The organism is Paenibacillus sp. MT124 (genome assembly GCF_058792755.1).
Genome location: NZ_CM179500.1, coordinates 441,087 through 466,159, shown reverse-complemented (window position 1 = coordinate 466,159; position 25,073 = coordinate 441,087). Strand labels below are relative to the sequence as shown.

The following is a 25,073-nucleotide window of genomic DNA, read 5'->3' as shown; positions in this document are numbered from 1 at the left end:
AGGACCTTAGTCCGCCTCTCTCGCTGTATGCGCAAGTTCAAAGATTATTGAGTCAAGTTACCCGCTGCATCGCGTTTTACTTTCATGCCGGATACCGGAATGTAACCCAGTTCCGTTACATCATTTTGTTGAATTTCGTCACTCAGCATGTAGTCGAGGAATGCTTTTGTAGCTGCATCCGGCTCACCTTTTGTGTACATGTGCTGGTAAGCCCATACTGGATATGTTCCAGCTTCTACGTTCTCAACGGTTGCTTCAACGCCTTCGTACTTCAGTACTTGCAAGCTGTCATCGAGGTAAGACAGTGCCAGGTAACCAATTGCTCCTGGAGTCTCGGATACAAGCTTCTTCACTGTACCTGAGGAATCTTCTTGAATGGAACCTTGGATATCTTCTACTTTCGTTCCCAGAGCGAAGTTCTCGAATGTTGCACGAGTACCAGAGCTGCTTGGACGGTTAACGATAACGATGGCTTGGTCTGCACCACCAACATCTTTCCAGTTTGTAATTTTACCGGAGAAGATATCGATCAATTGTTGTTTCGTCAGATCTTCCACACCTGCATCTTTGTTGCTTACTGGTGCGATCGCTACTACTGCTACTTGATGATCAACCAATTCTTTTGCTTTTGCTTCATCTTCCAGCTTCTCTTCTGCAAATACGTCGGAGTTACCGATTGTAGCTTGTCCGTCGGATACTTGAGTCAGACCCGTACCACTACCACCACCTTGCACTTGCACTGTTACATTTTTATATTCATCAACTGCCATAAATTTTTGTCCAGCTTGCTCTACCAGAGGTTGCAGTGCTGTTGAACCAACAGCCAGGATATTTCCGCTAAGCTCAGCAGCTGCTTCGCCTGATCCTGAACCATTGCTTGTAGCGCCCTCTGTACCAGCATCATTTTTGGATCCGCATGCTGCGAGTACCAGTACGAACGTTAAGGTCATCAAAATAAACGGCAACTTTTTAAACATGTTTTGTTTTCCTCCCCCAATGTAGTGATGGCGTTTTGTGAATTTGTTTGTTCACCATCAACTCTTTTATCATTGTAGTTTCGGTATGTCATCTCAAAATCAATGTTTTGTAAACGCAATGTTAAAATTATGGGCGGTGTTTTGAAATATATGGAACGCAAAACAACACCGTAAGCGACCGTTCCGGTTCCGGATCGTTCTTCCGATCGCTGTATTGGCTTGGCCTCACGTAAATTACATCGTGCCACTACGCTGACAGAACAATCTTCCGATCGCTGTTATCCCCGGATTTCATTAATTTTTCCCTTTGGTAAAAATCCGGTAATAATGGCGAGTGCTTCGCTTCTACAGATTATTACTGTCCTCTCCGTTCCAATGTAATGTTAAAAACTCCAGGCCGCAGACGGATGCTCCGCTTCTTCAGAATAGATTCCGTTCCCTCCACTGCCTCGGTGTTGTTTGGTCGCTTTCAGACGTTTTAATCCACCGCCTGGGGAGAGGTGAGAAAATAAAAAGGACCAGTCAATAAAAGGCTGGTCTAATGTAAATACTTTTTGTTAATAATATTTAAACTTCATATATAGAAGAAAATAAAAAAACTGCCCCCTCTCAAGTGCAAGGCACCAGAGCAAAAGCAGCCTTTCTACTAATTCAAAATCCACAGCCACAGGGCCAGTCCAGCCAAGGTGATTAACAATGTCGGGATCGTCAGGATTACACCTACCTTGAAATAATATCCCCACGTAATCTTTACACCCTTCCGCGACAACACATGCAGCCAGAGCAATGTGGCCAGTGAACCAATTGGCGTCATTTTGGGACCCAGATCAGATCCAATCACGTTAGCATAGATCAACGCTTCTCGAACAATGCCTTCGGTATGTGCATCCTGGATCGCCAGTGCGTTAATCAACACGGTTGGCAGATTGTTCATCACCGATGATAATACTGCTGCGATCAATCCCATGCCCACCGATGCAGCCAGCAGGCCATGCTCTGCTATGGCATCCAGCCAGCGGCTCAGATGATCTGTCAATCCAGCATTACGCAGTCCGTATACGACGATGTACATGCCTACCGAGAAGACCACAATGGACCAAGGTGCTTCCTTGACAACACGTTTCAGGTCAACTGCTTCACTCTTTCGTGCCAATATGGCAAATAGCAGAGCAACGGCGCCCACGATAACCGATACCGGGACCTGCAGAAACTCACTGGAGATATAAGCTATCAAAAGCAGCGCAAGCATATACCAGGCAATACGGAACATCCGCGGATCGCGAATGGCTTCCTTGGGATCGCGAGCGGCGGAGATGTCGTAGCGATGAGGGATACTTTTACGATAAAACAGATACAGCATTCCTGTACTCGCTACCATGGAAAAGATATTGGGAACCATCATCCGCACAGCATACTCGACAAACGTAATTCCAAAATAATCGGCTGACACAATATTCACCAGGTTGCTGACAATCAGCGGCAGTGACGTAGTATCGGCAATAAACCCGCTTGCCATGACAAATGCAAGTACCATGCGTTCATCGAATTTCAGCGCACGCACCATGGCGAGAACAATCGGAGTCAGAATAAGCGCCGCACCATCGTTGGCAAATAAAGCAGATACTGCTGCTCCGAGCAAAATGGAGTAGATGAATAATCTGCGTCCGTTCCCTCCAGCGAGTCTCGCCATATGAAGTGCAGCCCATTCGAAGAATCCAGTCTCATCCAGAATTAATGAAATCATAATGATGCCGACAAATGCCAGTGTTGCATTCCATACGATGGACGCCACATTGGAGGCATCATTCAGACTGACGACACCACATAGCAAGGCGAGCACGGCTCCACCTGAAGCAGACCAGCCAATACCCAGTCCACGGGGCTGCCAGATCACCAGCGCAACGGTTAATACAAAGATTAGTATAGCTACGTATGTCATAAATCCTCCTGTACCTTCACCCTATTACTACTATTATAAATACACCGCAATCTAAGAGAAAAACCAACGATATAGTTATACAGGGCAACAGGAGGATTGTCTATCTTTATTTTATTCTATGAACAAGTATTATCACCAGGTTATGCCTGATCCTTGTTCTTCGGCGTATCTTTCATCATTTTGAACATGCCCAGCAGGCCTTGCAATTGATCCGCCATACTATTCAGATGTGCTGATGACGACGCAATCTCTTCTACAGATGCCAGCTGTTCCTCAGAGGAAGCCGATACGGATTCCGTATTCGCAGCACTCTCCTGGGTTACGACAGAAATATCATTCATGGCTTGGGCAACACGTGCCGCTCCTTCTTCCAGCTGCTTCGTTGTTTGAGACAGATCATCGAGCGTATGGGCTGCATCTTCAACGGCCACACGAATCTGTGCGAATGACTGTCCTGAAGTATTTACAGCCTGAATCCCATCCTCTACCCGGGTCTGGGCAGCCGTCATGGCATCCATGGCGGCATCCATATCCAGACGGATATTATGAACGAGTTCGCCGATTTGTGCTGCAGAGCTGCCGGATTCTTCCGCCAGTTTCCGAACCTCACCTGCTACCACTGCGAATCCACGACCAGCATCCCCCGCTCTCGCCGCTTCAATGGACGCGTTCAGTGCAAGCAGGTTGGTCTGTTTGGAAATGGTGGCGATGACATTAACCATGTTTCCAATTTCTGTGGACCGCGCATTCAAGGACTGAACCACCACCGCCAGCTGTTCCACCGTCTCCTGAATGCTGCTCATCTGATCCATGGCCTGTCCCGCTGCTTCATTACCGGAATAAGCTGCTCCGGATGTATTCCGCATGTTCTGCGTAATGGATTGCACACGTTCAGACATCATGCGGACATCTTCGGCCATACGACTCATCTGCTCCGATCCGCCCGCCACGCTCTTCACCTGCTGCTCTGCACCTTCCGCAAGTTCCTGAATGGAAAGTGTCGAGTGCTCAATGGCCTTGGTCGTTTGCTCCGCACTCGCCGACAATTCCTGAGAGGAAGCCGATACCTGCTCCGTCGTCTCCTGTACACCCAGAATCATCATTCGAAGGTTATCTACCATCCGCTCAAAATACTTGGCGAGATCACCGACTTCATCTTTTCGTCCGGTTTCCATCTTGACTGTCAGATCCCCTTTGCTTACCGCACGAGCAGACTCCTGGAGACGTCGGATTGGACGCAGCATGGAGCGTGTAAACCAGATAATGAATATTAGCGTGAGGAAGGTCGCAGCCAGAATGACGATTAAGGTTGCCATACGAATGTCTTTACTGGCATGAGACAATTCACTTTGGAACATCGTTCCGCCAATCTTCCAGCCCGTAGCTTCATTAGTAGAGAAGATCATCATTTTGGAATCACCATTGTAGGTGTAATCGAACGATCCCTCTTGTTCTGCAAACATGGGGTCCAAAGCCTCTGACGTTTCGTGCGTGCCAGATTCCACCACAGGTGAGGAGATATAATTTCTCTCCGGATCCATAATAATAACGTATCCTTCCTTGCCCACCTTAATGGAAGCCTGTTCGCTAAGTTCCGTTAGATCCAAAGACAGACCTACTACACCAGATTGATCTTCCAGTGTTTTGGATATAAACACAACCGTTACTCCATCCGTATTCTTGGACACGGCTGACACAGCGGGATTGCCCGGGTTGGCCATCGCAAGCTTGTACCATTCCCGCTCCCTTGGATCATAGTTGGACCCTTGTGCACTGCCGGTTTTTTCTTTCCCCCTAACCATAGTCCCATCTTCAGTTCCTACAAATATATTCAGCGCATCAGGATGCAATCCGACATACTGCTGTAGTTTCACTTCCAATTCAGAAAGGCCACCATCCCCGCTAAGCATGTCCGTCCGAATGGATTCGGCAAAATAATTGATATCGTGAATCTTCGCATTGACATGGGTTTCAATAATTGAATTCGTCGTGCTTACACTTTGTTTGGCACTATCCATCAGTTGACCTTCTACCGTGCGATCGGCAATCAACAGTGTGATCATTCCAATGATCAAACTGGGCACCAGCAATACGGCCAGAAAGGATACCAGCAATTTATTTCGTATACTCCAGACAAAGCCCTTTTTCTTGTTCTTCTTTTTTGCTTTATTTTCTTTCTGTTTGACTGGTTTGGCAGCTTTTTTCGCTTGCCCTTGGTCCAGATTCTCCCCCATCTGCTTCTCCCCCTCTAAAAAGTTCAATCTGTCTTTGTTCGTATGTAGGACCCTCTCCATGTCTACCTTAACCCTTCTCTTCATACCAAATCTTCGCATAGGGTTATCTTATATATCGGCTTAAGTCTAAATTTATTTGATTACAATAATTCACATGACATGTCAAACAAGCCACTCCGCTATTGGAAGTGACTTGTTTATATGTACATATTAGAAAGGCATTTATCTAGGCAGATGTTTGCCCGTATGGGCCCTGTGGCGGCTTGGGCGAAGGTTTGCCAAAGTAATATCCTTGAGCCAGCTCGATCCCTATGGAGCGACAAAAATCGAATTCCTCCATGCGTTCGATGCCTTCAGCAAGCACACGTCCCCCGAATCGGCGTGACATCTGCACAATATCGATAATTTGCTGTTGTTTCACTGGGTCACGATCACACTGATCAATCAGACTGCGATCAATTTTGACAAAATCAGGCTCCAGCCGATTCATCAATTCAATGGTCGAATACCCTGCCCCAACATCATCCAGTGCTACCGACATTCCACGGGAACGATACACCGAAAAAATATGCTGGAGAATGGACATATGCTGGATCTGTTCCGTTTCCACAACTTCAAACACAAAATCCTGGGGGTCCAGTTCCAAGCGCTCAATCGCTTCAAACGTATGGGTCAGGCAAAATTCAGGATTGTATATAGAGGAGGGCAGAAAATTCACAAAGCGCTTAACACCATGAGGCAAAAAAGCTGCACTTGTTTCGATTGCTGTGATTCTTGCGGTCCGATCCAAAAAGGAATGTAAACCCGTGTCCCGGGCAACCTCAAACAAGTTATACGGGCTAAAAGTCTTGCCATTTTCGGAAGGTCGAAGCAAAAACTCGAATCCGACAATCTGTTCATTTGCATCAACAATAGGCTGCATATGACTGCTGAATTGATTGTTCAAAATAATCGATACCAGATCTGCATGCTCGAATCGAGATTTCATCATCTGAAGACTAATCCAGCCTGCTTGATCCGCCTGTTCATGCATTGGAGTTACCTGTACTGTAATGGATTCTGGGCGGATGACTTCGAGCTTCTGTATGGCTTCCAGCCAGTTTTGTACAGATTCGGCATTCGTATAGTTCGTCCATATCGCTTCATCCGAATGTTCAACTTGCACACCCAACGTTCTCAGCAATTCCAGCAAAACGGGGAAAACGGGACGCAGATACAGAGTACCTTGATCCTCAATTGGATAGATTGGACTGCAGCCACTGCAATTCATGTAGAACCCCCTTGCCGGTTTATGTTTCTATTTCAATTAATGTAAAATGGTATATACCCAAAGTTTGTAAATATTATAGCATGGGTCATAAAATTAATCTCTAGTGTTTTAATGACTTCCGGTATGAACGTTTTTGCTACAGTCTTAAACATTTTTGCAGAAAAAAAGACCGCCAGTCTGTTGACTGTCGGCCTTCATTATCCGCTATATATTAAGAAGCGGGAATTACGATTTTCTGTCCAACTTTCAATTGATGTACATTTGAAATTTTGTTGGCTGTGGCAAGCTTGCGCCAGTCCACACCATATTTCAAGCCGATGCGGTACAGGTTGTCCCCTTTTTTCACCACATATACCACTTTGCCGCTTGCTGGTTTCTCAGGTTGCGGTTGCGGTTCTGGTTTTGGTTCTGGTTTTGGTTTTGGTGTTGGGGCAGGTGTTGGTGCTGGAGCAGGCTTCGTTCCCGGTTCAGGAGTCACCGCGGCTTCTCCAGTCAATTTCAAGCCATACTCGGCAAAACCTTCGTCATTCGTACCAATGAACGACATTGCCGGGTTAGCTTCAACCAGCGCTTTGGCATCCGGAGAAGACGCAAACACAACTTCAAGATCGTTCAGTGCTGCTGCAGTTACACTTGCAGAAGGCTTAATTGGTGCCAGTGACCAGTTGCCATCCGCAGCCGGATTGATTGTTTTGTTATCACGGATGTAGTCAATGATAACTTGACGGTTCTCATCCGGTGCTGCCAAAACGATACGTTTACCATCCGGATTGGCCAGTTTGGACGAAGAAGCACGATAGTTATTCGTTGCCACGATAAACTTTTGCTCCGGATCAATCGGTTTGCCATTGAAGCTCAGGTCCTTGATCCGGCTTGCCGATGCATTCACCACGGTTGCTTTGGAATCGTATTTGGCAGGCTGAGTCACATCGATTTGATACGTTACACCATCGATAACATCAAAGTTGTACGTCGGGAAATCCATGTTGATCAGCTGCTGCTGTCCACCCTTAGCCGGGTCGATCTGATTGAACTGGCCTGCAGACCATTCCAGCCATTCCTTGATTTCAGCACCGTTAACCAGAACGGCATGTACCGTATTCGGATATACGTACAGATCCGCTACGTTTTTGATCGCGATGGTGCCTGCAGGGATATTCGTATAGTACGAAGCACCTGAACGACCGCCTGCTTTAAATGGAGCTCCTGCAGACAATACCGGGATATTTTCATACTCGGTTCCTTGCATGTGTTTCTCCACATACCATTTCTGAGCATTCGTCACGATCTGAATGGATGGATCGTCCTGTACCAACGCGAAGAAGCTGTTGATTGGAGCCGTTGTCTCTCCGACCGGACCACGTACATAGTCAAGCGTACCTTCGTGCTCTTCATGAACCGCATCGATGATCTCCTGATCTGCATCAACCAATGGCTTTTTGTTCGCAGTGTCATAGATTGGACGTGCTTCTGTCGCGGAATCTACCACTTTCCACTTGCCATCCACCAGTTCCAGATCAAGATCAATGATTCCGAGATGATCACCCCAGAACCCTGGCTCCACCGCTGGAACGCCATTGATGGTGCCTTTTTCAAGATCTACTCCCTTTTTGCCTTCAAAATCAGCACTTGGAAATACCTTGTGGGCATGTCCAAACAGAATCGCATTAATGCCCTCTACCTGGCTCAGGTACAGCACCGAGTTTTCCATCAGATCCGTTTGAGGGATATCTTCAAAACCGGAGTGAGGAATGGCAACGATAATATCTGCACCTTCAGCCTTCATTTGCGGAATGAATTTCTTGGCTGTAGCAATAATATCCTTGGCAATGACTTTGCCTTCCAGATTAGCACTGTCCCACTGCATGATTTGTGGCGGCACGAATCCAATAACACCCACTTTGATCGTGTGCTCTTTGCCGCTCTCATCCGTTACTTTTTTGTCCAGAATTTCATAGGGTGTGAAGTAATTCTTGTCGTTCGTTTCATCGTCATCACCGTCATCTACATAGACATTCGCATTAATATAAGGGAAGTTGGCGCCCTCCAGCGTCATGTCCAGGAAATCCAGACCATAGTTAAACTCGTGGTTTCCGATGTTACCGGCATCATAATCGAGCAGGTTCATTGCTTTATATACAGGGTGAGTCTCACCCTTTTGAAGTGGATCGATTTTGGCTACATAGTCTCCGAGCGGGTTACCCTGAATCAGGTCACCATTGTCGAACAACAGGCTGTTCTTCGCTTCATCACGGGCTTTTTTGATCAGCGTAGCTGTTTTGGCGAGTCCATATTGATCGGTCTCTTTATCGGAGTAGTAGTCGTAGTTAATCAGATTGTCATGAATGTCCGTTGTTTCCATGATCCGCAATTTTACTTTGGCAGCATCTGCAGCCGATACAGGTACCGGAAATACTGCAAGCACGTTTAATGCAACCAAAGCGGCAGTCAGGCTTGATAATACTTTTTTGTTCTTTTTCAAAATAACCCCTCCCGGTTATGTACATTGAATCATGCCATAGTGTGCAAACGAATAGGCGCAGAAATAGCATAGATTTCATGGGTTGTGCGTGCTAAAATCACGGTCTTAACCAGCTGAATTCAGGTTAGTTTATCTCACATGAACATCTATTCATATCTGTGCGTATCGTTTACATTCCAAATCATAACGCAATGAAGCGTGGTTGAAAAGCATTATTTTTTACATTATCCGCACATAAGAGTTCGACTTTACATAATCATGCGGGATTTCGACATTATTCTCTCTTTTTTTGTTAATATATAGTTTACTAGACGTGTTAAATACGTATATTACATAGCACTTACATATGTATCCATTTCACCCTGTTCATCAGTCAGCAAAAAACCGCGAAGCCCTGCGGCCTCACGGTTTATATGTTCATCAAGTTATATCCGATGATTCAGTGCTCCCAAAGAACACTTCATTCGGTTGCTTTATTGTTCCCACACCTGATGCTCATGGTCCTTGCCTGTATATTCAATGCGTACGGGTGTAATATCCAAAATGACATAATTCGGATCGTTCGGTCCGTCAAACCATGCTTTCAGTTCATCATTCCACACTTCTTCGCGCAGGTTTTCATTTTTGGTCACTTCACAGGTTCCTTCGATCTCAACCACTTCTTTGGAGCCACCCGCCTCATAGCCGAGCAAAAGACTGACATTAGGGTTATTCTCAAGCTCCTCCACCTTATGCGTGCGGCGGTTCGTCGCCAAGTGAATATTCATGCCATCATTGAAAAGCGCCATATAGCGGGATTTCGGTTTACCATTTTCCACAGTTGAGAAGCTGCAAAAAGGGTTGTTTTCCAATGCCTTTACAATGTTTTGTTCTAGTTCCGTCTTATTCATGGGACATGCTCCTTCCGGTTTGGGGGTATATAAGCAGAACTTACTGTGATTACACGTAAACACTCCACTGACAGAACAACCTTCCGATCGCTGTTATCCCCAGATTTTTTTATTCCCTTTTCGCAAAGGAAAAATCCAGTGATAAAGGCGACCGCTTCGCTTCTTGAGGTTTCTTTGTCCGTTCCGTTATCGTGTAATTCTATGTTCCACTTCTATTAAGTTTGTTGTGACATAAAAGCCTGTACTTATAGTGTACCCACCCCACCTATGGTGAATCCATGAATCCGTTCGTAAACGTGACAATATTGGAAAGGTTATTAGTTGATATCCCCAAGATAAATCCGTGATGGTTCACGTTTCAGCAGCAATTCACCAATCGTTTGGGGATACAAACGGACGGAAGGCAGATCTTCAAGCGCAATCCATTCCACCGCAACCTGATGGTCATCCGGGTTCGAGCCTTCAAATACTGTGGCATCCGCATCCTTCAGGCTGCATACGAAATAAAATTCAACCTGGTGTATGTCAGCATCCCATTCGGCAAACTCATGATTCTTCCCGATGTATTCCCGGATATGAAGCAATTCGCCTACGTTCACGGCCTGTCCAATCTCTTCCAGACATTCGCGGGCAACCGCATCCTTCAATTCTTCGCCCTTCTCCTGGCCTCCACCCGGGAAAACATAAGCTGCACCATATTGATCCTCCAAACGGATGACGAGCAGCCTTCCATTCTGTACGATGATCGCCTTTGCGGAATTTCGTATCGGTTTCATTTGTTCATCGACTCCAATTCATCATATGTATCTATCTCGGAAGGTTCCGGTACCGACCCATTCTCAAGCATGACCTGCAGCCGATAGAATTACCCCTTCAGCTTCAAGTACTCTGCGGATTTCTCTTACAAAAGAGAGGGCATGCTCCCCATCACCATGTATGCATATGGTCTCCGCTTTGAGGGGAACCGCTATGCCTTCCGTGGACACTACGATACCTTCATTCACCATGCGCAGCACTTGAGCCAGTGCTTGTTCTGGCTGCCCAATGACTGCTCCTGCATGACTGCGGGGCGTCAATTTACCATCCGCACCGTAAGTCCGATCTGCAAACACTTCACTTACGCTGCACAGACCGGTACGATCCGCCGCCTCAATGAGCGCGCTACCCGCAAGTCCATAAAGGTATAGTTCTGGCCTTACGTTGTAAACCGCCTGAGCAATAGCTTCAGCAAGCATCATATTCTCCGCAGCCATATTGTATAACGCGCCGTGCGGTTTCACATGATGCATGCATCCACCGGATGCTCTTACGAAGGCATCCAGTGCCCCAATCTGGTATATGACCATGTCGTAGGCTTCCTGCGGAGTTATATCCATGCTTCTCCTGCCAAAACCCTGCATATCCGGCAATCCCGGGTGTGCTCCAATTGCAATCTGATGCTCCATTGCCTTTTCCACCGTGGATCGCATCGTGGCCGGATCCCCTGCATGAAATCCGCACGCAATGTTGGCCGAAGTGATCAGCGGCAAAACCGCTTCATCCCACGGCATTCGGTATACACCATAACTTTCGCCCAGATCACAATTGATATCTACCGTCTTCATTGGCGATCCCCCGTTTCGGTCAATCTTCTGCGGATGAATGCAGCGCACAGCTGTAATCCCCGTTCCTGCTCCAGGAACAACTGCTGCGCTTCTTCATGTGTAATTGGCTGAAAAGCAACCCGTGTCCCGGGCCTTGCCTGAGCCAATACTGGTAAATCCACCCTGGCTGCCTGTGCAATCACAGGATAGCCTCCAATGGTCTGATGATCTGCCATCAGGATGATGGGCTGACCATCTGCTGGGACCTGAACTGTGCCATAGGTTACGGCTTCTGATAACCGGCTCATGGGTTGTTCAAGCTCCAGCCTTGAACCCTCCAATCGATATCCCATCCGATCCGACTGAGGAGCAATCACATATTGTTCATTATACATTCGTTCCAGGCTTTCCCTAGTAAACTTTGAGGTATCCGCACCCGCCATCACACGGATCACTGGATCCTTCTGATAGAAAGGCCATTCTCTGCTGGATAGGTGCCATATCGGCCCCTTCATTTGTGTTTTCTCCAGCTTCGCTTGTTCCAGCAATTGATGGAGCATGGCTCGTGCTTCGCAAGAAGCCTCCGCAGCAGATAAAATATCTCCTGCTCGCAAAGCTCTGCCTTCCAAGCCACCAATGCCAGTTTTCAGATCCGTACTTCGGCTCCCCATGACCTCATTTACCTCTATCCCACCAGCAATGGACAGATATGCTCTCATTCCGGATCGACATCGCCCAAATTTCAATACACTTCCCGCCATTAACGCGACCGGACGCCACAGGGGAACCGGCTGATCATCCACGGTTGCCGACAGATCTGCACCACATAGAGCGATGAGGCTATTTTCATGAAATCGAAGTTCTGGACCTGTCATGGTTATTTCCATTACAGCTGCATTACGGCGATTATTCACCAGCATATTGGCTGTTCCTGCTGCAAATGTATCCATGACTCCACCCGGATGTACCCCATGCCGTCGATATCCGTACCTTCCCTCATCCTGTACGGTGGACAGCAGGCCTGGGCGAATGACCTCCATTCTCATCCTTCGCCCTCCTTCCACTCCATGTATTCCTGCTCGGTTATTCCTTTAAACCGGACCCGATCCCCTGCCTGAAGCAGGCTCGGCAGATCATGTTCAGGACGAAACAGCTTCAGAGGTGTTCGTCCGATGCATTGCCAACCACCAGGAGTGGCTACCGGATATATTCCGGTTTGCTCGCCGCCGATTCCGACGGTCCCGGCTTCCACTCTCATTCTCGGAGTTGCTCTTCGGGGTGTAGCAATCTGCTTGGGTAATCCGCCAAGGTAGGGGAATCCCGGTGCAAATCCAATCATGTGGACCAGGTATTCCCCGGATGTATGAATCGCAACAACTTCATCTGGGGTCAGTTCGTTTTCACTCGCAACATACTCCAGGTCAGGCCCGAATGGACCTCCGTAGCATACTGGAATCACAATGGTTCTGAATTGATTATGTACGGATTCTTCAAGCATCTCTAACCGGGACAATAACATTCTGCACACCTGTTGATATGGAGAAGATTCACTTGCTCCTTTCCCTGAAGCCGATCGAGTAGATTCTGCAACATCCATTGGATCATAAAACAGAGCAATCGACGCGAATGATGGAACCAACTCCACCATGCCCGGAAAGGAATTTTCATCCAGCCAAGCACAGACCGAGATCACTCTGCGGTGAACTTCATCCGATATTGCATCTCCGCAACGAATCATCACTCCAGCCTCACCCAGTGGAGACAGCATCTCTTCTGTCCATACATACTTGATTTTGCTCACGCCATCTCCCCCTATCGGCAAGTTTAGGATTGATCATATTCACTCTTTTTCCAAAGCGTTTAAAACAAGCTCCCTAACCATAGGAAATGGATCCTGTTCTTCTTTTCGTATCACCAGATACAGAGTCTGCAAAAAGACACGTACGTTCATGCTAATTCGGCTTATCTCCACATAGCTTCTTTCGCCGGTCTGATCTATGCATGCCTGTTCAAGTCCATCAATCCAAGCTGCAAGATCCGATCTATTAAGCAGCTTGCGTCTAACAATAGTCACTACTGCATGAGCAATACGCTGATCCTCATCATGGATGTATACTGCACTGGAATCCGTTATTTTCACAGCGAGCGAGTCCAACAGTTCTCTCAATGCCGTTTCATCCATATATGGGGATTGAGCAAGGTCTTCAACCGCATCGGATGCATGTGCAGGAGCATGAGCCCAACCTTTTTCATTGACGTATCCGCGGACATCCTTCTCTTCCTTCAGGTACGTGGTCAATCGGTGATGAATAGCCTCAATATCTGCCTTGATTAGAAAGTTCCGCTGACGATCCATGTTTAAGATGGGAGGCAGCAGCAGGACGGAAAAGGCCCGGGTGAATACACTGTCCATCCCATTCTCTCCGATTCCATAGAAAAGATGCTGATCGTCCATTGCTTTATGGAGCAGCACACGGAGTTGTTCTTCTGAAAATATCCCCTGTCCGATCCAGGTTGCAAATGTAACATATATAAGTTCATCTCGAAGGACAGGGTCCGTACTTCCGATGTGCTGTAACATATGCAGCGCCAGTTCGTAAGGGTGCTCTACCTCATCGGCCGCATAATTCTTCGATTGTATAAGCTGTAATTGCTCTTTAAGTTCAGTTGTATTCATCTATAAGGAATCCTCTGCAGGATTTAAGTGGACACTGCAATTGTATAATTCGCAAGCCCAGGATCCAGCTTTCTTTTCAAGCCGGGTAATCGAGGTATTGGACAACTTCGTACTAACATCAAGCGCAGGCACCAATCCTCGGAGGGTATTACGCAGAATGGCCCCATGACTGACCACAATCACTTTTCCATCAGGGTGCTCTTTGCATATATCCTCGATTGCAGCACTGCCACGCATTGTCCCGGCTTCTGCAGCTTCCCGTCCCAGCTCAAGAGTGCTCCAGTCCGGGCCCCATTTGGCTATACGTTCCGCCTCCGTTGTTCCTTCCACCTGACCGCCGCCCATCTCACGCAGCCTTGGGTCCAGATGAATCTCACGAATACCCAGCCGTTCACTGATAATCTTCGCCGTCTCATGTGCACGCCCCAGATCGCTGGCATAGATGGCATCCCACGATTCCGAACTCAGCCTTTCCGCAAGCAAAACCGCCTGTTCTCTCCCTTCCTGATCCAGCGGATTGTCCGTCTGTCCCTGAGACCGCTTCTCCTTATTCCATGCTGTACTTCCGTGACGTATTAATGCAAACTGTGTCATAGTGTCCCTCACTTTGTTTCTATAGTAAACGTTAATCAAGACTTCGATCATTCAATCCGTGTCTAACTCATCCGCGGTAAAATGCCTGCGTCCTTTTGGTTTGGCAAATTTGCTGCCGTTGTATACTGCTGACCCATTTCTTGGTATGGAAAGGCTGGTCCATGGTGTTTCTTTCAGCATTTTGGCTGCGTAAATAATTTGTCCCACATGATACGGATAATGCGCCAATTGCCGTGTAATAGCCTCCATGACGGTATGACCTTCATTGCGAATGTATATGATCTGTGAGAGTTGTTCCGGTGCAAAGGAACGAATGGCACTCAGCAAGCAGTTCCAGCCTTCTTCCCACTTGCCCAGCAGTTCATCTCGTGTGGAAATGTCATTGACGAATTCCGCATCCCGCACCCTCCAAGGCTTTTCACCATCGCTTGTGAGCACATCCGTCCAGCGGGATAACATATTGCCCCATAGATGCTTCACAATGACGGCAATGCTGTTGGTATCCTCATGCCATGCCTGAAATAATTGCTCGGTCTCCAGCTGCTCCATGGCCTTCTCTCCAAGCTGCTTATAATACAGAAATTGCTTCTCGGCTGTCTCCAGAAATGTCTGATTCATATTCATATCCAATAGGCCAACACCTTTCTATATCCATAGTGAGTGCAAGGCTTGCTTTATTCGGGAAATACCAGTACGCCTTCTTCATTCAGCGGAAAAGGAATCACTTTCTTCACCGCATCCAGATTAAGCTCTCCATAAATGTGAGGAAACAGTTCATTTAACTCATACAGGTCTTCATATACGAGTTCTGGCTTCAACGTTTTTTCATCAATACCCAGCAGCAGCAGATCCGTACGCCCTGCGTAATATTGTGCAGCTACCCATGGAATCTGCTCTTTGGTAGAACAATGAATGAATCCATCCGTTTCCAGACTATCCGGTGCATACACGCTCTCCTTGGATACCTGTTCCCATACCGATTGAGAAATAATGCTGTAGATCATTGCTCCGCCTCCTTATTATTTCTTCTATGTATCCTGTGTATCATTGCAAGTATTATAGATCATCCCGGATACGGGAGTACAATTTTTGATCCGTGAACACGCCTTTGATCTTCAATTGCTTGCGAAGCAGGCCTTCATACGACATGCCCAGTTTCTCCATGACCCGTGCCGAACCGATGTTGCCAGCATTGCATCTGCCCTCCAGCCGGTTGCAGTCCAGTTCCTGAAAGCAGTAATGAACGATGGGCTGCATCGCTTCAGCAGCAATCCCTTTATTCCACTCCTTGCTTGCAATGGCATATCCCAAAGAAGCACTCTGCATAAGTTCATTGAAATGAAAGATCCCCCCGCGGCCAATCAGGCGCCCCGTATCTTTGAGAACAAATCCCCATAGATACACCAATTTATTCTCATAATTTTCCAAGGCCCGTTGAATGTATTGAACGGAGTCATCCACCATCTCATGGCAGTTCCACAAACTCTGCTCGCTCACTCTTGGGTCGGAGGCAAATGCATAGTAATCCTCCGTGTCGTCTAATGTAAGACGTCTGAGCAGCAGCCGTTCTGTTTCAAATTCTGGCGACTCCGCGAATAACTTTTCAATGTTCATACAAACTCCTCCTATTGCTTAGGAAATAATGATCTATCACGAACGTGCACAGAATCCCTGCCGTATATCTGATGAGATCTATGACAAGAAAACCGTGTCCTAAAATCAGGGCACCCAACATGGTTGAACGCACCTCATTGAGCCATGGCATCTGAATCATTTGCGAGAATTCTATTACCCAGCTAAACACAAAGCTCAAAAGGAAAGCCCAAGCCTTACTTCGCCTGATCCAAACCATACGAAATCCGAAATAGATCATGCCTGCCCACAAGGCATCTCCAGCATGGTCATGTAAGAAAACAGGCAGCATATTCCCGTAACGACGGGATGCCAGCCCGGCTGCCATGGTAATGACTACCGCAATAAAATAAATTCGTCTTTCTCTGATCAACATCACCTTCTCCAATGCTTACGATCCATCAGGCCTAAACCACAGTTGCCTTTTTGTACAGCAATTCTCTGCCTAAAGTAAGTTGAATCTTTCAGATCCCCATTTGAACTTATAATTGTAGCTTTCATGCGGATCACGTCCTCTCCGTTTTTGTTTCTGGATCCGCGCAGGTAAGCCTCTTATTGCGGTGACTTCGTATTTTTGTATCTAAAAAGGGACGTATATTCTACGCCCCTCTGCTGTCTGTCTCTATGATGTAAAAAGCTATGGTCACACGCTGGATTGAAATAAGCTTTATTTTACCGTTACCGGTATCGTCACTTTCTTGTTGTTCCACTTGGCGGTTATGCTCGTTTTGCCTTTACCTACAGCGACCACTTTGCCATTGGTTACGGTAGCTACGCCCGGTTTCGTACTGCTCCAAACTGCATTGTTGGTAACTACCGTCGTCTTGCCTGTATCATACTGCGCCATAACGGTTAGCGTTGTGCTTCCCTGCGGGGATAACACCAGCTTCTTCTGACCTGTAATCAACTTTTTCAGCAATGGAACAACCGTAACTTCTGTCTTTATTGTCTGATCCTGGTAGGTTCCTGTCAAGGTTGCATTTCCTTCGGTCAGCGTTTTGACCGTCCCATTTTTAACGGTTGCCACTGCATTGTTCGAGGAAGTCCAGGCCACCTGTTTCGACAGATTAATTGTTTTTCCGTTGGCATATGTACCAATGACCTTCAGTGCTTTGGATTTCTTGATGTTCAACTGCATTGCAGTAGGAGTAACTTCCACCTTGGTAATAATGTCTGTAATGGCGACAGGTACTTTAACTGTTTCCGAGCCGTATTTACCTTGCAACAGCACCCGGCCAGGGGTATTGCCCTTGATCTTGCCGTTTTCCACGACAGCTGCTGCATTCGAAACGCTCCACACGATCTCTGACGTTACGTCCTCTTCCTTGCCGCTCGCACGCACAATGCTGACTTTGGGAAGCGCACTTTCACTGCCTTTGACAAAACTATAGGATTTAGGCGAAGCCTTGATGCTTTTGATTTTCTCGGAAACCTGGACAACGAGCTGCGCCTTTGCCCCATCGACCTCAGCATGAATCGTTGCCTCACCCACTGCTACTGCCTTTACTTTACCTTTCACAATGGTTGCAACTGCTGCATTACTCGTAGACCACGTAACCCCTGCAGTCACATCCTGCTTGCTATCAAACCCTTCAACTTCTGCCATCACCTTCAGCGCAGCCGTCTGTGACACACTTAACTTCTGCGGGCTGCTGTTGGTAATTTCAATGGAGGTCACGTCACCCGTAGCCGCCAGAATGTGTGATGGAGCCAAGATGGCACATACCATGATCAATGCAAGCATTCCTCGAAGTGTTCGTTTTACTCTTTTCATTGCTATCTTCCATCTCCCATAACCCAATATTTTACTTCTATTATATTATATCGGAGATTGAATGCATAATAATGAATTTTGCAGTGCTAGGATGGTCTAAAGAAGTGGGATTGGACAATTTTCCAATCAACCTTTCTACGAATTAAAGCTCTACGCCGTTACATTCAAGAAAATAAAAAACAGAACCCATAAAGGGCTCCGTTTCTGTCTTGATGCCAACTTAACTTATAGTTCAGGCGGTTACTCTTCATCTGGAAGCGGCAAAGTCAAATATTCAGCACCGCCCATGTAAGGCTGAAGGGCCGCCGGAATACGAATGCTTCCATCCTCCTGTTGATGATTCTCCAATAGTGGAATGAGGATCCGCGGCGATGCCACGGCCGTATTGTTGAGCGTATGGCAGTACGCTAGCTGACCTTCGGCATTGCGGCAGCGAATGTTCGAACGGCGAGCCTGAAAATCTTGCAGGTTTGACGACGAATGGGTTTCTCCATAAGCGCCCCGACTCGGCATCCATGTCTCAATATCGTATTGTTTATACGTTTTCTGCGACATGTCTCCAGTACACACCGCCACCACACGATAAGGCAGTTCCAGCAGCTGCAGCAACTCCTCTGCATGTCCGGTAATTTCCTGCAGCATACGCTCTGATTCCTCTGCATCCGGTGCACAGAGAATGACCTGTTCGACTTTGGCAAACTGATGCACCCGGTACAATCCTCGTACATCACGGCCGCCTGACCCGACCTCACTGCGGAAACACGTCGATATACCAGCCAGCTTGATCGGCTTCTGTACATCCACAATCTCATCGGCATAATACGATACGAGGGGTACCTCCGAGGTTCCGACCAGCCACTTGTCCTCCCCTGCCAGCTCATAGACCTGATCAAGTCCTGTTGGGAAAAATCCCGTGTTCACAAGTGCATCCTCCCTGACCATGAGAGGCACTTCCATAGGAGTGAACCCTTGCCGCAGCAGCAGATCAAGTGCGAGCTGCTGAACAGCCCGGTGCAGAAGCAGCCCTGCCCCTTTTAGTACATAGCTTCGTGTCCCGCCAATCTTCACCCCGCGCGGAATATCAATCAGATCGTGGAGCTCCCCGAGTTCCACATGGTCCTTGGCTGTGTAAGCGAATGTTGGCGCTTCTCCTACACGTCGCAGCTCCACATTATCCTCGTCCGATGCTCCAAACGGCGTATCTGGTGATACGACATTAGGCACCAGCCACTGCAGCCGGGTCACTTCCTCCTGCACGTCCGCAAGCTTCGCTTCGACCTGTTCCAGCTTCTGATTCAGCTGTTTCACCTGAGTTCTTAATCCTTCGGCCTGTTCACGGTCTCCGGCTTGCATCAATTTTCCGATATCCGCTGATAAGGTGTTCCGCATTCTGCGTCCTTCTTCTGTTTCCTGCAAAAGCGTTCTGCGCTCCTCATCCCGCTCCAGCAATGCACGAATGCTAATATTGATTTTCTTCCCGTCTGCCGCCGCCTGCACCTCATCTGCATGGGCCCGAATCCACTTCATGTCCAACATGGTCACCGTCTCCTTTGGCTAAAAAAATGCAAAGAGCGCCCTCATCCCTTGGGACGAGGAGCGCTCTGCTCGCGGTGCCACCCAACTTGCCGAATCAGGATACCCTGTCCAGCCTCTTGGTCCGCGATAACGGGCGGTTCCGGTTAACTTGGGGATGGATTCGCTCCCCTGGCGATAACGCCTCCGAGTTGGATGCTCTTCAACGGCATGGTTCCGATCTGTAATTGTTGTGTCTCAGTATATACGAACCATAAATCACTTTGCAAGTCCTACCAAATCCTTACACATGCTGTTATGATAGACTTGTTTGTACTCGGACGTATGAGCCAAACTAAGCTGACCTTAAATTGTACATAGGTATAGAAGGAGTTCTCCATGAAAAAATTGTTATGGATCGGCTGTCTGTCCTATTTTCTTATCGGACTTGCACACGTGGTCCTCGGTTCCATTCTGCCTGTCGCACTAGAACATTATGGCAAAGATTACAGTCAGGGAGGAACACTGATCTTTGCCCAATTTGCCGGATTCCTGGGCGGTGTACTGTTATCCCCTCCGTTAAATCGTCGCTTTGGCAAACGCGGCGGCTTACTTATCGCAGCAGCTCTGCTATGCATTGCAGAGTTATCCTATATGCTGCTGCCTCCCTGGGGCCTCATGTTTGTCATTGCACCCGCAGCCGGTTTTGGATTCGGCATGATTGAAGCCGTAATCGGAACCATCATCATTGCGGCCATCAAAGAAAATACCGCAGTTGCGATGAGCAGGCTTGAAGTATTATTCGGCATCGGAGCGATGGTCATGCCGCTGATCGCCAGCGGTCTGATCTCGGCAGGGTACTGGCGCATGTCCTTCCTCGTCGTTGCCGTCTGTTCAGCACTGACATTCCTCTTCTGGGCCAGAATGTCATTCGGGGAGCTGGATCATGCACTCGGCAGGCGCCAGCCAGATGCCGCTGCTGGACACATCCATGCGGTGGAAGCTTCTGATGGTGTGTCTCCTTCAGACCGTGACACTACCAGTTCAATCTATCGAGGTCGTAATCTGGCCCTAATGATCTTATTCGTAGTATTTTTCTTTCTCTATGTCGGCACGGAGATGAGTCTTGCCAACTTCATGCCTGCCATTCTAATTGAAAAAATGAACATGAAGGAAGCTGGAGCAGCTCTTAGTGTTACCTGTTTCTGGATCGCGATGTCTATTGGGAGACTCTTCGCCGGATATATCGCTGAAAAGTTCCAGTATCGCGTGTACATTTTGTACAGCTGTCTGGCAGCTGTGCTGCTAATGGCCATTTTCCCGTTTACCAACCAGATCTGGTCTGCTTTTCTAATTATTCTCCTGCTTGGACTGGCGTTTTCAGGGGTTTTCTCCATTGCTCTCGTGTTTGCCAGCAAAATGCTGCCAGGAACAGAAGAGTCTACTCCCAGTATCCTGATTGCGTCTGGCGGAGTCGGCGGCGCCATTCTGCCTCTCCTTACCGGTTGGAGTCTGGATCATCTGGACATCAATCAATCCACATGGATGCTTGCGCTATTTTCTGCAGGTCTGCTTGTAATCAGCTTGGTTGCTTATCAGTGGCAGAGCAGACAACATGCAGGTTCCGTTTGATTACCGTCTTGCGAATCGTATTAAATTCACCAGTTAAGCTATAATGTAAAGAGGTTCCGCAGCGCATGCTTCGGAGCCCTTTTTGCTTCAACAATCGCACTGTAGAGTGAAACTCGTGCTGTTCAATGGTCTACATCATGATTGCCCAGGAAATAGTTTGCGGCAGTTTATTTCATTTCTGGAGTAAAAAAAATTAGCATTAATTTATGAATTACATTCAGCAGGTTAACTAAGCTTCATTGTTGATCAAGGGAGCTACCACTTCTTTCCCTTTAATAAATGTACGGAATACATAGCGAACAAGGGGCCCAATAATGAGAAGCTGCAGCGGAAGGGCCAGGCTAAAGTTACGAGCGATGGTGTGAAGATAGGTTTCGAGGAGCGGTTTACCCACCAACTGATTCGCAAAATAAGACGTGACCATACCATAAAAGGACATGATCAAAACCATGCCAACAACCATGCAGCAAGACATGGCCACTATACCGAGAAGCTTGTTGGACTTGTCAAACGGCAGTGTAAAAGCAACTTTCTGGGCTACCGGACCGACAACAAAGGATTCCACCAGGAAAGCAATAGCAAAACACAAAACAAACTGAAACAGTAATTCAAGTGGGGATAATCTACCGATTAATCCGTTGTAAATCAGGTTGAAGGACATCATCACGATGACCATTCCTGTACACATCATCAAGCCAAAATAAATATGTTCTTTCTTCGTGGTTGGCAACTCTCTCTCATCCTCTCTGTTTACTCTGCCAATTATAAAGATCGCGAATATCTCCACATAAGTGAACATTCTGTGAATTTAAATTAAATCACATTTGACAACTCGGAATTAGGATTCTATCATATCCCTTAATATGTAAGAAACAATTTTCTGAATTTGGGAGGTCTCATGATGGGTTTTCAAAAACGTATTGACCACATCGGCATTGCTGTACGTGATCTGGAGACAACACTGCGTTTCTATACGGAGATCGTAGGATTGGAATTGAAAGATCGCGTAACCCACACGAATGGAGTTATTCAGCTCGCTTTCCTTGGCTTCCATGGTAGCGATGAAACGGAGATTGAATTGATTCAGGGATACAGCGATAAACTGCCTTCGGAAGGAACGGTGCACCATTTTGCCATCCACGTGGAGGACCTAGATGCGGAATATAAACGTATTCAGGAGACGAAGGCCGAGTTTATTGACGGAGAGATCATTACGCTGCCCAATGGCTATCGCTACTTCTTCATCTATGGACCGGAGAAAGAATGGATTGAGTTCTTCCAGCGTTAAGTCACGGACTACATCCTTGTTCTTGCACCTATTCAATACATTCCCACAGGCAAATCACCCTTGACTATTCCATCCAGTTCCTGACTGGACACATTCCGGCCCCTGGCCTATAATTACACCTAGTAATGCCCGTAACTTCATAGTTTCCCAGGGGAGTCGGAATTGGCCGGCTGAGAGTGTATCCCATCAAGATACTAACCCTTAGACCTGATCTGGATCATGCCAGCGTAGGAATCGGAGTATATCGAATTGGCCCAGCCATGTGCTGCAGCCACCTCTCTAACGCCTGCACGCGTCCCGGATTACGGGGCGCTTTTTTTGATGGTATCTTTTTGACACAAAAAGTACGTCATCCGGATCATAGCTGGTATAAATCGAAGGATTTATGCACCATGCTTGGATATGAAGCCAAGGAGTACCCCGCGCCACTGGCCGGACCATATGAAGGAGAGAAAAAACAAGATGAGATGGCGTAAAATGATCGGACTCCTGCTCTTGTGTGTGACACTGGTCACCGTCGCTGCATGCGGCAGCAAGGAAGCAGCACCTGCAGGACAAAACGGCAGCAGCACCACTGAAAACAGCAGCGAAGGTGACAGCGCAGCATTGAAGGATGTTAAAGTCGTGCTCGACTGGACACCCAATACGAATCACACCGGGCTGTATGCCGCCGTGGATCAAGGATTTTACCAGGCAGAAGGCTTGAATGTCGAGATTGTGCAGCCGGGAGCCGGCGGTGCGGATACGATGGTAGCCTCAAACGAAGTTCCTTTTGGGGTAAGTTATCAGGAGAGCGTAACACAGGCCCGTACACAGGACGTTCCGCTCGTCTCCATCGCAGCGGTCATTCAGCATAATACGTCAGGATTTGCCGCTCCGGTGGACCGAAACATTAAATCACCCAAGGATTTCGAAGGCAAATCCTATGGCGGCTGGGGATCACCCGTTGAAGAAGCGGTTATGCAATCCATTATGGAAGGCGAAGGCGCCGATGTGTCCAAAGTGAAGAATATCAATATGGGCGACGCCGACTTTTTTACCGCAGTGAAACGGGACATTGATTTTGCATGGATTTTCTATGCATGGACCGGCATTGAAGCCGAGCTGCGCGGTGAACCCCTCGACATGCTGTATGTGAAGGATTATTCCGATGCGCTTGACTATTACACGCCTGTACTCGTGACGAACGAGCAGACCATTCAGAATGACCCGGAGCTGGTGAAGGCGTTTATGAAGGCTACTTCCGAAGGGTATCAATATGCGATTGATCATCCCGAAGAAGCGGCAGACATTTTAATCAAGGCTGTACCTGATCTCGATAAGGACCTTGTGGTGGCAAGTCAGAAATGGCTGAGCCCGAAATACAAGGATGACGCTCCGCGCTGGGGTGAGCAAAAACAGGAAGTGTGGCAGAACTACACGGAATGGATGTTTAGCAAAAAACTGCTTGATGAGCAGATCGATGTATCCCAAGCCTATACGAACGATTTTTTACCCCAATAAAGTTGAATCGAAAGGAGCCGTGATCTCTCATGGCAAGTACACTGCTTAGCATTCAAGTGATTCCCAAAACGCCGAATGGCGAAAATTCGTATCCTTATGTAGATCGGGCCATCGAAGTGATTCAGCAATCCGGCTTGAAATATCAGGTCAATCCGCTCGACACCACAATGGAGGGTGAACTGGAGGAACTGCTGGAAGTTGTCCGTAAAATGCATGAGGTGCTCGTGGAGGCTGGCAGTCCAAGCATCATCTCCCAGATCAAAATCGCCCACAGCCCGAACGGCTTCAGCATGGATACCCTGACGGAGAAATATCGCTAATGCATACGTACTTCAAAAGTGTATGGCCGCCCATTGTGGCGGTTATTCTCTTTATAGCCATATGGCAGGGCGCAGTTTCCCTGTTTCATATTGAGAAATGGATGCTGCCTGCACCTTCGGACATCGCGCACGAAGCCGCTTCCCAAGCAGAACGCCTGGGCATGCATGCCTGGGCGACCATTCAACTTACATTAGTTGGCTTCGCCGCTGGCACGCTGGTTGGGCTGCTGATCGCGATGGTGCTGCATTTGATTCCATTTCTGAAATCTGCCCTGTATCCTTTACTTATTCTTAGTCAAAATATACCGACAATTGCGCTCGCTCCGCTCCTGCTGATCTGGTTCGGATTCGGACTGCTGCCCAAACTGATTACCATCATCCTGGTCTGCTTCTTCCCCGTTGCCGTCGCTGCCATGGACGGTCTGACACGTACGGATGCTGCCATGATGAATTACATGCGCATGGCAGGAGCAAGACGCGGCCCAATTTTCTGGAAACTGGAGCTCCCGCACGCACTGCCTTCCATCTTCTCCGGCATCAAGATTGCCGCGACTTACAGCGTCATGGGTGCCATTATTGCTGAATGGATCGGAGCCGACAAAGGGATCGGATATTACATGATGCTTCAGAAGTCCGCTTACCGGACAGATCGTCTATTCGTTGCGATCATGATTATTGTCGCACTCAGCCTGCTGCTCTTCCTGTTCATTGCCCTGCTGGAGAAGCTGCTCGTTCGCTGGCGTCCACAGAAGCGCTGATTCGCAGC

Annotated in this window: 26 protein-coding genes and 1 riboswitch; of the genes, 7 read left to right on the top strand and 19 right to left on the bottom strand. The window is 47.7% G+C overall.

The annotated features are described in order from the left end of the window. Positions 1–44 precede the first annotated feature (44 nt). The 18 genes from AC3RCI_RS02300 to serS form a co-directional block, all read right to left on the bottom strand. Positions 45–977: a phosphate ABC transporter substrate-binding protein PstS family protein gene (locus AC3RCI_RS02300; RefSeq protein WP_153976682.1), complete on the bottom strand. Its 933-nt coding sequence runs from the start codon at positions 975–977 to the stop codon at positions 45–47. Positions 978–1,623: 646 nt separating this feature from the next. Beyond that, the gene (locus tag AC3RCI_RS02295; RefSeq protein ID WP_492527434.1) at positions 1,624–2,916 is read right to left on the bottom strand and encodes an arsenic transporter; all 1,293 of its coding nucleotides are present in this window, start codon (positions 2,914–2,916) and stop codon (positions 1,624–1,626) included. Positions 2,917–3,056: 140 nt separating this feature from the next. Beyond that, positions 3,057–5,150, bottom strand: a complete 2,094-nt coding sequence (locus AC3RCI_RS02290) for a methyl-accepting chemotaxis protein (RefSeq protein WP_492527433.1) — start codon at positions 5,148–5,150, stop codon at positions 3,057–3,059. 226 nt (positions 5,151–5,376) lie between these two features. Then, complete coding sequence (locus tag AC3RCI_RS02285; protein WP_492472297.1) at positions 5,377–6,420, bottom strand: EAL domain-containing protein; 1,044 nt, start codon at positions 6,418–6,420, stop codon at positions 5,377–5,379. Positions 6,421–6,631: 211 nt separating this feature from the next. After that, on the bottom strand, positions 6,632–8,902 hold the full coding sequence (locus AC3RCI_RS02280) for a bifunctional 2',3'-cyclic-nucleotide 2'-phosphodiesterase/3'-nucleotidase (protein ID WP_492527432.1): 2,271 nt from the start codon (positions 8,900–8,902) through the stop codon (positions 6,632–6,634). A gap of 473 nt (positions 8,903–9,375) precedes the next feature. Next, on the bottom strand, positions 9,376–9,792 hold the full coding sequence (locus AC3RCI_RS02275) for a pyridoxamine 5'-phosphate oxidase family protein (protein WP_095291705.1): 417 nt from the start codon (positions 9,790–9,792) through the stop codon (positions 9,376–9,378). 317 nt (positions 9,793–10,109) lie between these two features. Then, complete coding sequence (locus tag AC3RCI_RS02270) at positions 10,110–10,568, bottom strand: NUDIX domain-containing protein (protein ID WP_492527431.1); 459 nt, start codon at positions 10,566–10,568, stop codon at positions 10,110–10,112. 63 nt (positions 10,569–10,631) lie between these two features. Next, positions 10,632–11,396 carry a 5-oxoprolinase subunit PxpA gene (locus tag AC3RCI_RS02265; RefSeq protein ID WP_492527430.1) on the bottom strand — a complete coding sequence of 255 codons (765 nt, stop codon included), beginning with the start codon at positions 11,394–11,396 and terminating at the stop codon, positions 10,632–10,634. Then, positions 11,393–12,421 (bottom strand): 5-oxoprolinase subunit C family protein, encoded by a 1,029-nt coding sequence (locus AC3RCI_RS02260; protein ID WP_492527429.1) that lies wholly within the window; start codon positions 12,419–12,421, stop codon positions 11,393–11,395. Before AC3RCI_RS02260 ends, AC3RCI_RS02265 begins: the two co-directional genes overlap by 4 nt. Further along, on the bottom strand, positions 12,418–13,143 hold the full coding sequence (gene pxpB, locus AC3RCI_RS02255) for a 5-oxoprolinase subunit PxpB (RefSeq protein ID WP_492529771.1): 726 nt from the start codon (positions 13,141–13,143) through the stop codon (positions 12,418–12,420). Before pxpB ends, AC3RCI_RS02260 begins: the two co-directional genes overlap by 4 nt. 72 nt (positions 13,144–13,215) lie before the next feature. After that, on the bottom strand, positions 13,216–14,052 hold the full coding sequence (locus AC3RCI_RS02250) for a DUF2785 domain-containing protein (RefSeq protein ID WP_492527428.1): 837 nt from the start codon (positions 14,050–14,052) through the stop codon (positions 13,216–13,218). Beyond that, entirely contained in the window at positions 14,053–14,646 is a 594-nt protein-coding gene (locus AC3RCI_RS02245; RefSeq protein WP_492527427.1) for a histidine phosphatase family protein, read from the bottom strand. A gap of 51 nt (positions 14,647–14,697) precedes the next feature. Further along, a complete protein-coding gene (locus tag AC3RCI_RS02240) occupies positions 14,698–15,270 on the bottom strand; it encodes a DUF1572 family protein (protein WP_492529769.1) in 573 nt (190 codons plus the stop codon). Positions 15,271–15,320: 50 nt separating this feature from the next. Next, positions 15,321–15,650 (bottom strand): DUF952 domain-containing protein, encoded by a 330-nt coding sequence (locus tag AC3RCI_RS02235; protein WP_154896539.1) that lies wholly within the window; start codon positions 15,648–15,650, stop codon positions 15,321–15,323. 52 nt (positions 15,651–15,702) lie between these two features. Beyond that, positions 15,703–16,260, bottom strand: a complete 558-nt coding sequence (locus tag AC3RCI_RS02230) for a GNAT family N-acetyltransferase (protein WP_492527426.1) — start codon at positions 16,258–16,260, stop codon at positions 15,703–15,705. Further along, positions 16,250–16,654, bottom strand: coding sequence for a ribosomal maturation YjgA family protein (locus AC3RCI_RS02225; RefSeq protein WP_492527425.1), 405 nt, complete (start codon positions 16,652–16,654; stop codon positions 16,250–16,252). The genes AC3RCI_RS02230 and AC3RCI_RS02225 overlap by 11 nt, the downstream gene beginning before the upstream one ends. 291 nt (positions 16,655–16,945) lie before the next feature. Continuing rightward, entirely contained in the window at positions 16,946–18,052 is a 1,107-nt protein-coding gene (locus tag AC3RCI_RS02220) for an Ig-like domain-containing protein (RefSeq protein WP_492527424.1), read from the bottom strand. Between the two features lie 240 nt (positions 18,053–18,292). Then, positions 18,293–19,588 carry a serine--tRNA ligase gene (gene serS, locus AC3RCI_RS02215; RefSeq protein ID WP_492527423.1) on the bottom strand — a complete coding sequence of 432 codons (1,296 nt, stop codon included), beginning with the start codon at positions 19,586–19,588 and terminating at the stop codon, positions 18,293–18,295. 74 nt (positions 19,589–19,662) lie between these two features. Between serS and AC3RCI_RS02210 the strand changes: the two genes are divergently transcribed. Together AC3RCI_RS02210 and AC3RCI_RS02205 are read left to right on the top strand one after the other, a co-directional pair. After that, on the top strand, positions 19,663–19,812 hold the full coding sequence (locus tag AC3RCI_RS02210) for a hypothetical protein (RefSeq protein ID WP_492527422.1): 150 nt from the start codon (positions 19,663–19,665) through the stop codon (positions 19,810–19,812). A 151-nt stretch (positions 19,813–19,963) separates the two neighbouring features. Then, entirely contained in the window at positions 19,964–21,196 is a 1,233-nt protein-coding gene (locus AC3RCI_RS02205) for an MFS transporter (protein WP_492527421.1), read from the top strand. Positions 21,197–21,425: 229 nt separating this feature from the next. On the opposite strand, the gene AC3RCI_RS02200 is transcribed toward AC3RCI_RS02205, so the two are convergent. Next, positions 21,426–21,926, bottom strand: a complete 501-nt coding sequence (locus AC3RCI_RS02200) for a DUF2798 domain-containing protein (RefSeq protein WP_492527420.1) — start codon at positions 21,924–21,926, stop codon at positions 21,426–21,428. A 171-nt stretch (positions 21,927–22,097) separates the two neighbouring features. On the opposite strand from AC3RCI_RS02200, the gene AC3RCI_RS02195 reads away from it, so the two are divergent. From AC3RCI_RS02195 to AC3RCI_RS02175, 5 genes are all read left to right on the top strand, one after another. Continuing rightward, the gene (locus tag AC3RCI_RS02195; RefSeq protein ID WP_336783890.1) at positions 22,098–22,484 is read left to right on the top strand and encodes a VOC family protein; all 387 of its coding nucleotides are present in this window, start codon (positions 22,098–22,100) and stop codon (positions 22,482–22,484) included. Positions 22,485–22,623: 139 nt separating this feature from the next. Beyond that, positions 22,624–22,736, top strand: a riboswitch (TPP riboswitch). 80 nt (positions 22,737–22,816) lie between these two features. Continuing rightward, positions 22,817–22,960, top strand: coding sequence for a hypothetical protein (locus AC3RCI_RS02190; RefSeq protein WP_286459624.1), 144 nt, complete (start codon positions 22,817–22,819; stop codon positions 22,958–22,960). Beyond that, positions 22,947–23,987 (top strand): ABC transporter substrate-binding protein, encoded by a 1,041-nt coding sequence (locus AC3RCI_RS02185; protein ID WP_492527419.1) that lies wholly within the window; start codon positions 22,947–22,949, stop codon positions 23,985–23,987. Before AC3RCI_RS02190 ends, AC3RCI_RS02185 begins: the two co-directional genes overlap by 14 nt. 29 nt (positions 23,988–24,016) lie before the next feature. Beyond that, positions 24,017–24,307: an MTH1187 family thiamine-binding protein gene (locus AC3RCI_RS02180; protein WP_095291668.1), complete on the top strand. Its 291-nt coding sequence runs from the start codon at positions 24,017–24,019 to the stop codon at positions 24,305–24,307. Continuing rightward, positions 24,307–25,065, top strand: a complete 759-nt coding sequence (locus AC3RCI_RS02175) for an ABC transporter permease (RefSeq protein WP_183525705.1) — start codon at positions 24,307–24,309, stop codon at positions 25,063–25,065. The genes AC3RCI_RS02180 and AC3RCI_RS02175 overlap by 1 nt, the downstream gene beginning before the upstream one ends. Positions 25,066–25,073: the final 8 nt, after the last annotated feature.

Excerpts from the sequence above, each read along its gene's own strand:
- AC3RCI_RS02300 (WP_153976682.1), bottom strand. The coding sequence starts at position 977 with ATGTTTAAAAAGTTGCCGTTTATTTTGATGACCTTAACGTTCGTACTG.
- AC3RCI_RS02295 (WP_492527434.1), bottom strand. The coding sequence starts at position 2,916 with ATGACATACGTAGCTATACTAATCTTTGTATTAACCGTTGCGCTGGTG.
- AC3RCI_RS02290 (WP_492527433.1), bottom strand. The coding sequence starts at position 5,150 with ATGGGGGAGAATCTGGACCAAGGGCAAGCGAAAAAAGCTGCCAAACCA.
- AC3RCI_RS02285 (WP_492472297.1), bottom strand. The coding sequence starts at position 6,420 with ATGAATTGCAGTGGCTGCAGTCCAATCTATCCAATTGAGGATCAAGGT.
- AC3RCI_RS02275 (WP_095291705.1), bottom strand. The coding sequence starts at position 9,792 with ATGAATAAGACGGAACTAGAACAAAACATTGTAAAGGCATTGGAAAAC.
- AC3RCI_RS02270 (WP_492527431.1), bottom strand. The coding sequence starts at position 10,568 with ATGAAACCGATACGAAATTCCGCAAAGGCGATCATCGTACAGAATGGA.
- AC3RCI_RS02265 (WP_492527430.1), bottom strand. The coding sequence starts at position 11,396 with ATGAAGACGGTAGATATCAATTGTGATCTGGGCGAAAGTTATGGTGTA.
- AC3RCI_RS02260 (WP_492527429.1), bottom strand. The coding sequence starts at position 12,421 with ATGAGAATGGAGGTCATTCGCCCAGGCCTGCTGTCCACCGTACAGGAT.
- pxpB (WP_492529771.1), bottom strand. The coding sequence starts at position 13,143 with ATGCTGTCTCCACTGGGTGAGGCTGGAGTGATGATTCGTTGCGGAGAT.
- AC3RCI_RS02250 (WP_492527428.1), bottom strand. The coding sequence starts at position 14,052 with ATGAATACAACTGAACTTAAAGAGCAATTACAGCTTATACAATCGAAG.
- AC3RCI_RS02245 (WP_492527427.1), bottom strand. The coding sequence starts at position 14,646 with ATGACACAGTTTGCATTAATACGTCACGGAAGTACAGCATGGAATAAG.
- AC3RCI_RS02240 (WP_492529769.1), bottom strand. The coding sequence starts at position 15,270 with ATGAATATGAATCAGACATTTCTGGAGACAGCCGAGAAGCAATTTCTG.
- AC3RCI_RS02235 (WP_154896539.1), bottom strand. The coding sequence starts at position 15,650 with ATGATCTACAGCATTATTTCTCAATCGGTATGGGAACAGGTATCCAAG.
- AC3RCI_RS02230 (WP_492527426.1), bottom strand. The coding sequence starts at position 16,260 with ATGAACATTGAAAAGTTATTCGCGGAGTCGCCAGAATTTGAAACAGAA.
- AC3RCI_RS02225 (WP_492527425.1), bottom strand. The coding sequence starts at position 16,654 with ATGTTGATCAGAGAAAGACGAATTTATTTTATTGCGGTAGTCATTACC.
- AC3RCI_RS02220 (WP_492527424.1), bottom strand. The coding sequence starts at position 18,052 with ATGAAAAGAGTAAAACGAACACTTCGAGGAATGCTTGCATTGATCATG.
- serS (WP_492527423.1), bottom strand. The coding sequence starts at position 19,588 with ATGTTGGACATGAAGTGGATTCGGGCCCATGCAGATGAGGTGCAGGCG.
- AC3RCI_RS02205 (WP_492527421.1), top strand. The coding sequence starts at position 19,964 with ATGAAAAAATTGTTATGGATCGGCTGTCTGTCCTATTTTCTTATCGGA.
- AC3RCI_RS02195 (WP_336783890.1), top strand. The coding sequence starts at position 22,098 with ATGGGTTTTCAAAAACGTATTGACCACATCGGCATTGCTGTACGTGAT.
- AC3RCI_RS02185 (WP_492527419.1), top strand. The coding sequence starts at position 22,947 with ATGAGATGGCGTAAAATGATCGGACTCCTGCTCTTGTGTGTGACACTG.
- AC3RCI_RS02180 (WP_095291668.1), top strand. The coding sequence starts at position 24,017 with ATGGCAAGTACACTGCTTAGCATTCAAGTGATTCCCAAAACGCCGAAT.
- AC3RCI_RS02175 (WP_183525705.1), top strand. The coding sequence starts at position 24,307 with ATGCATACGTACTTCAAAAGTGTATGGCCGCCCATTGTGGCGGTTATT.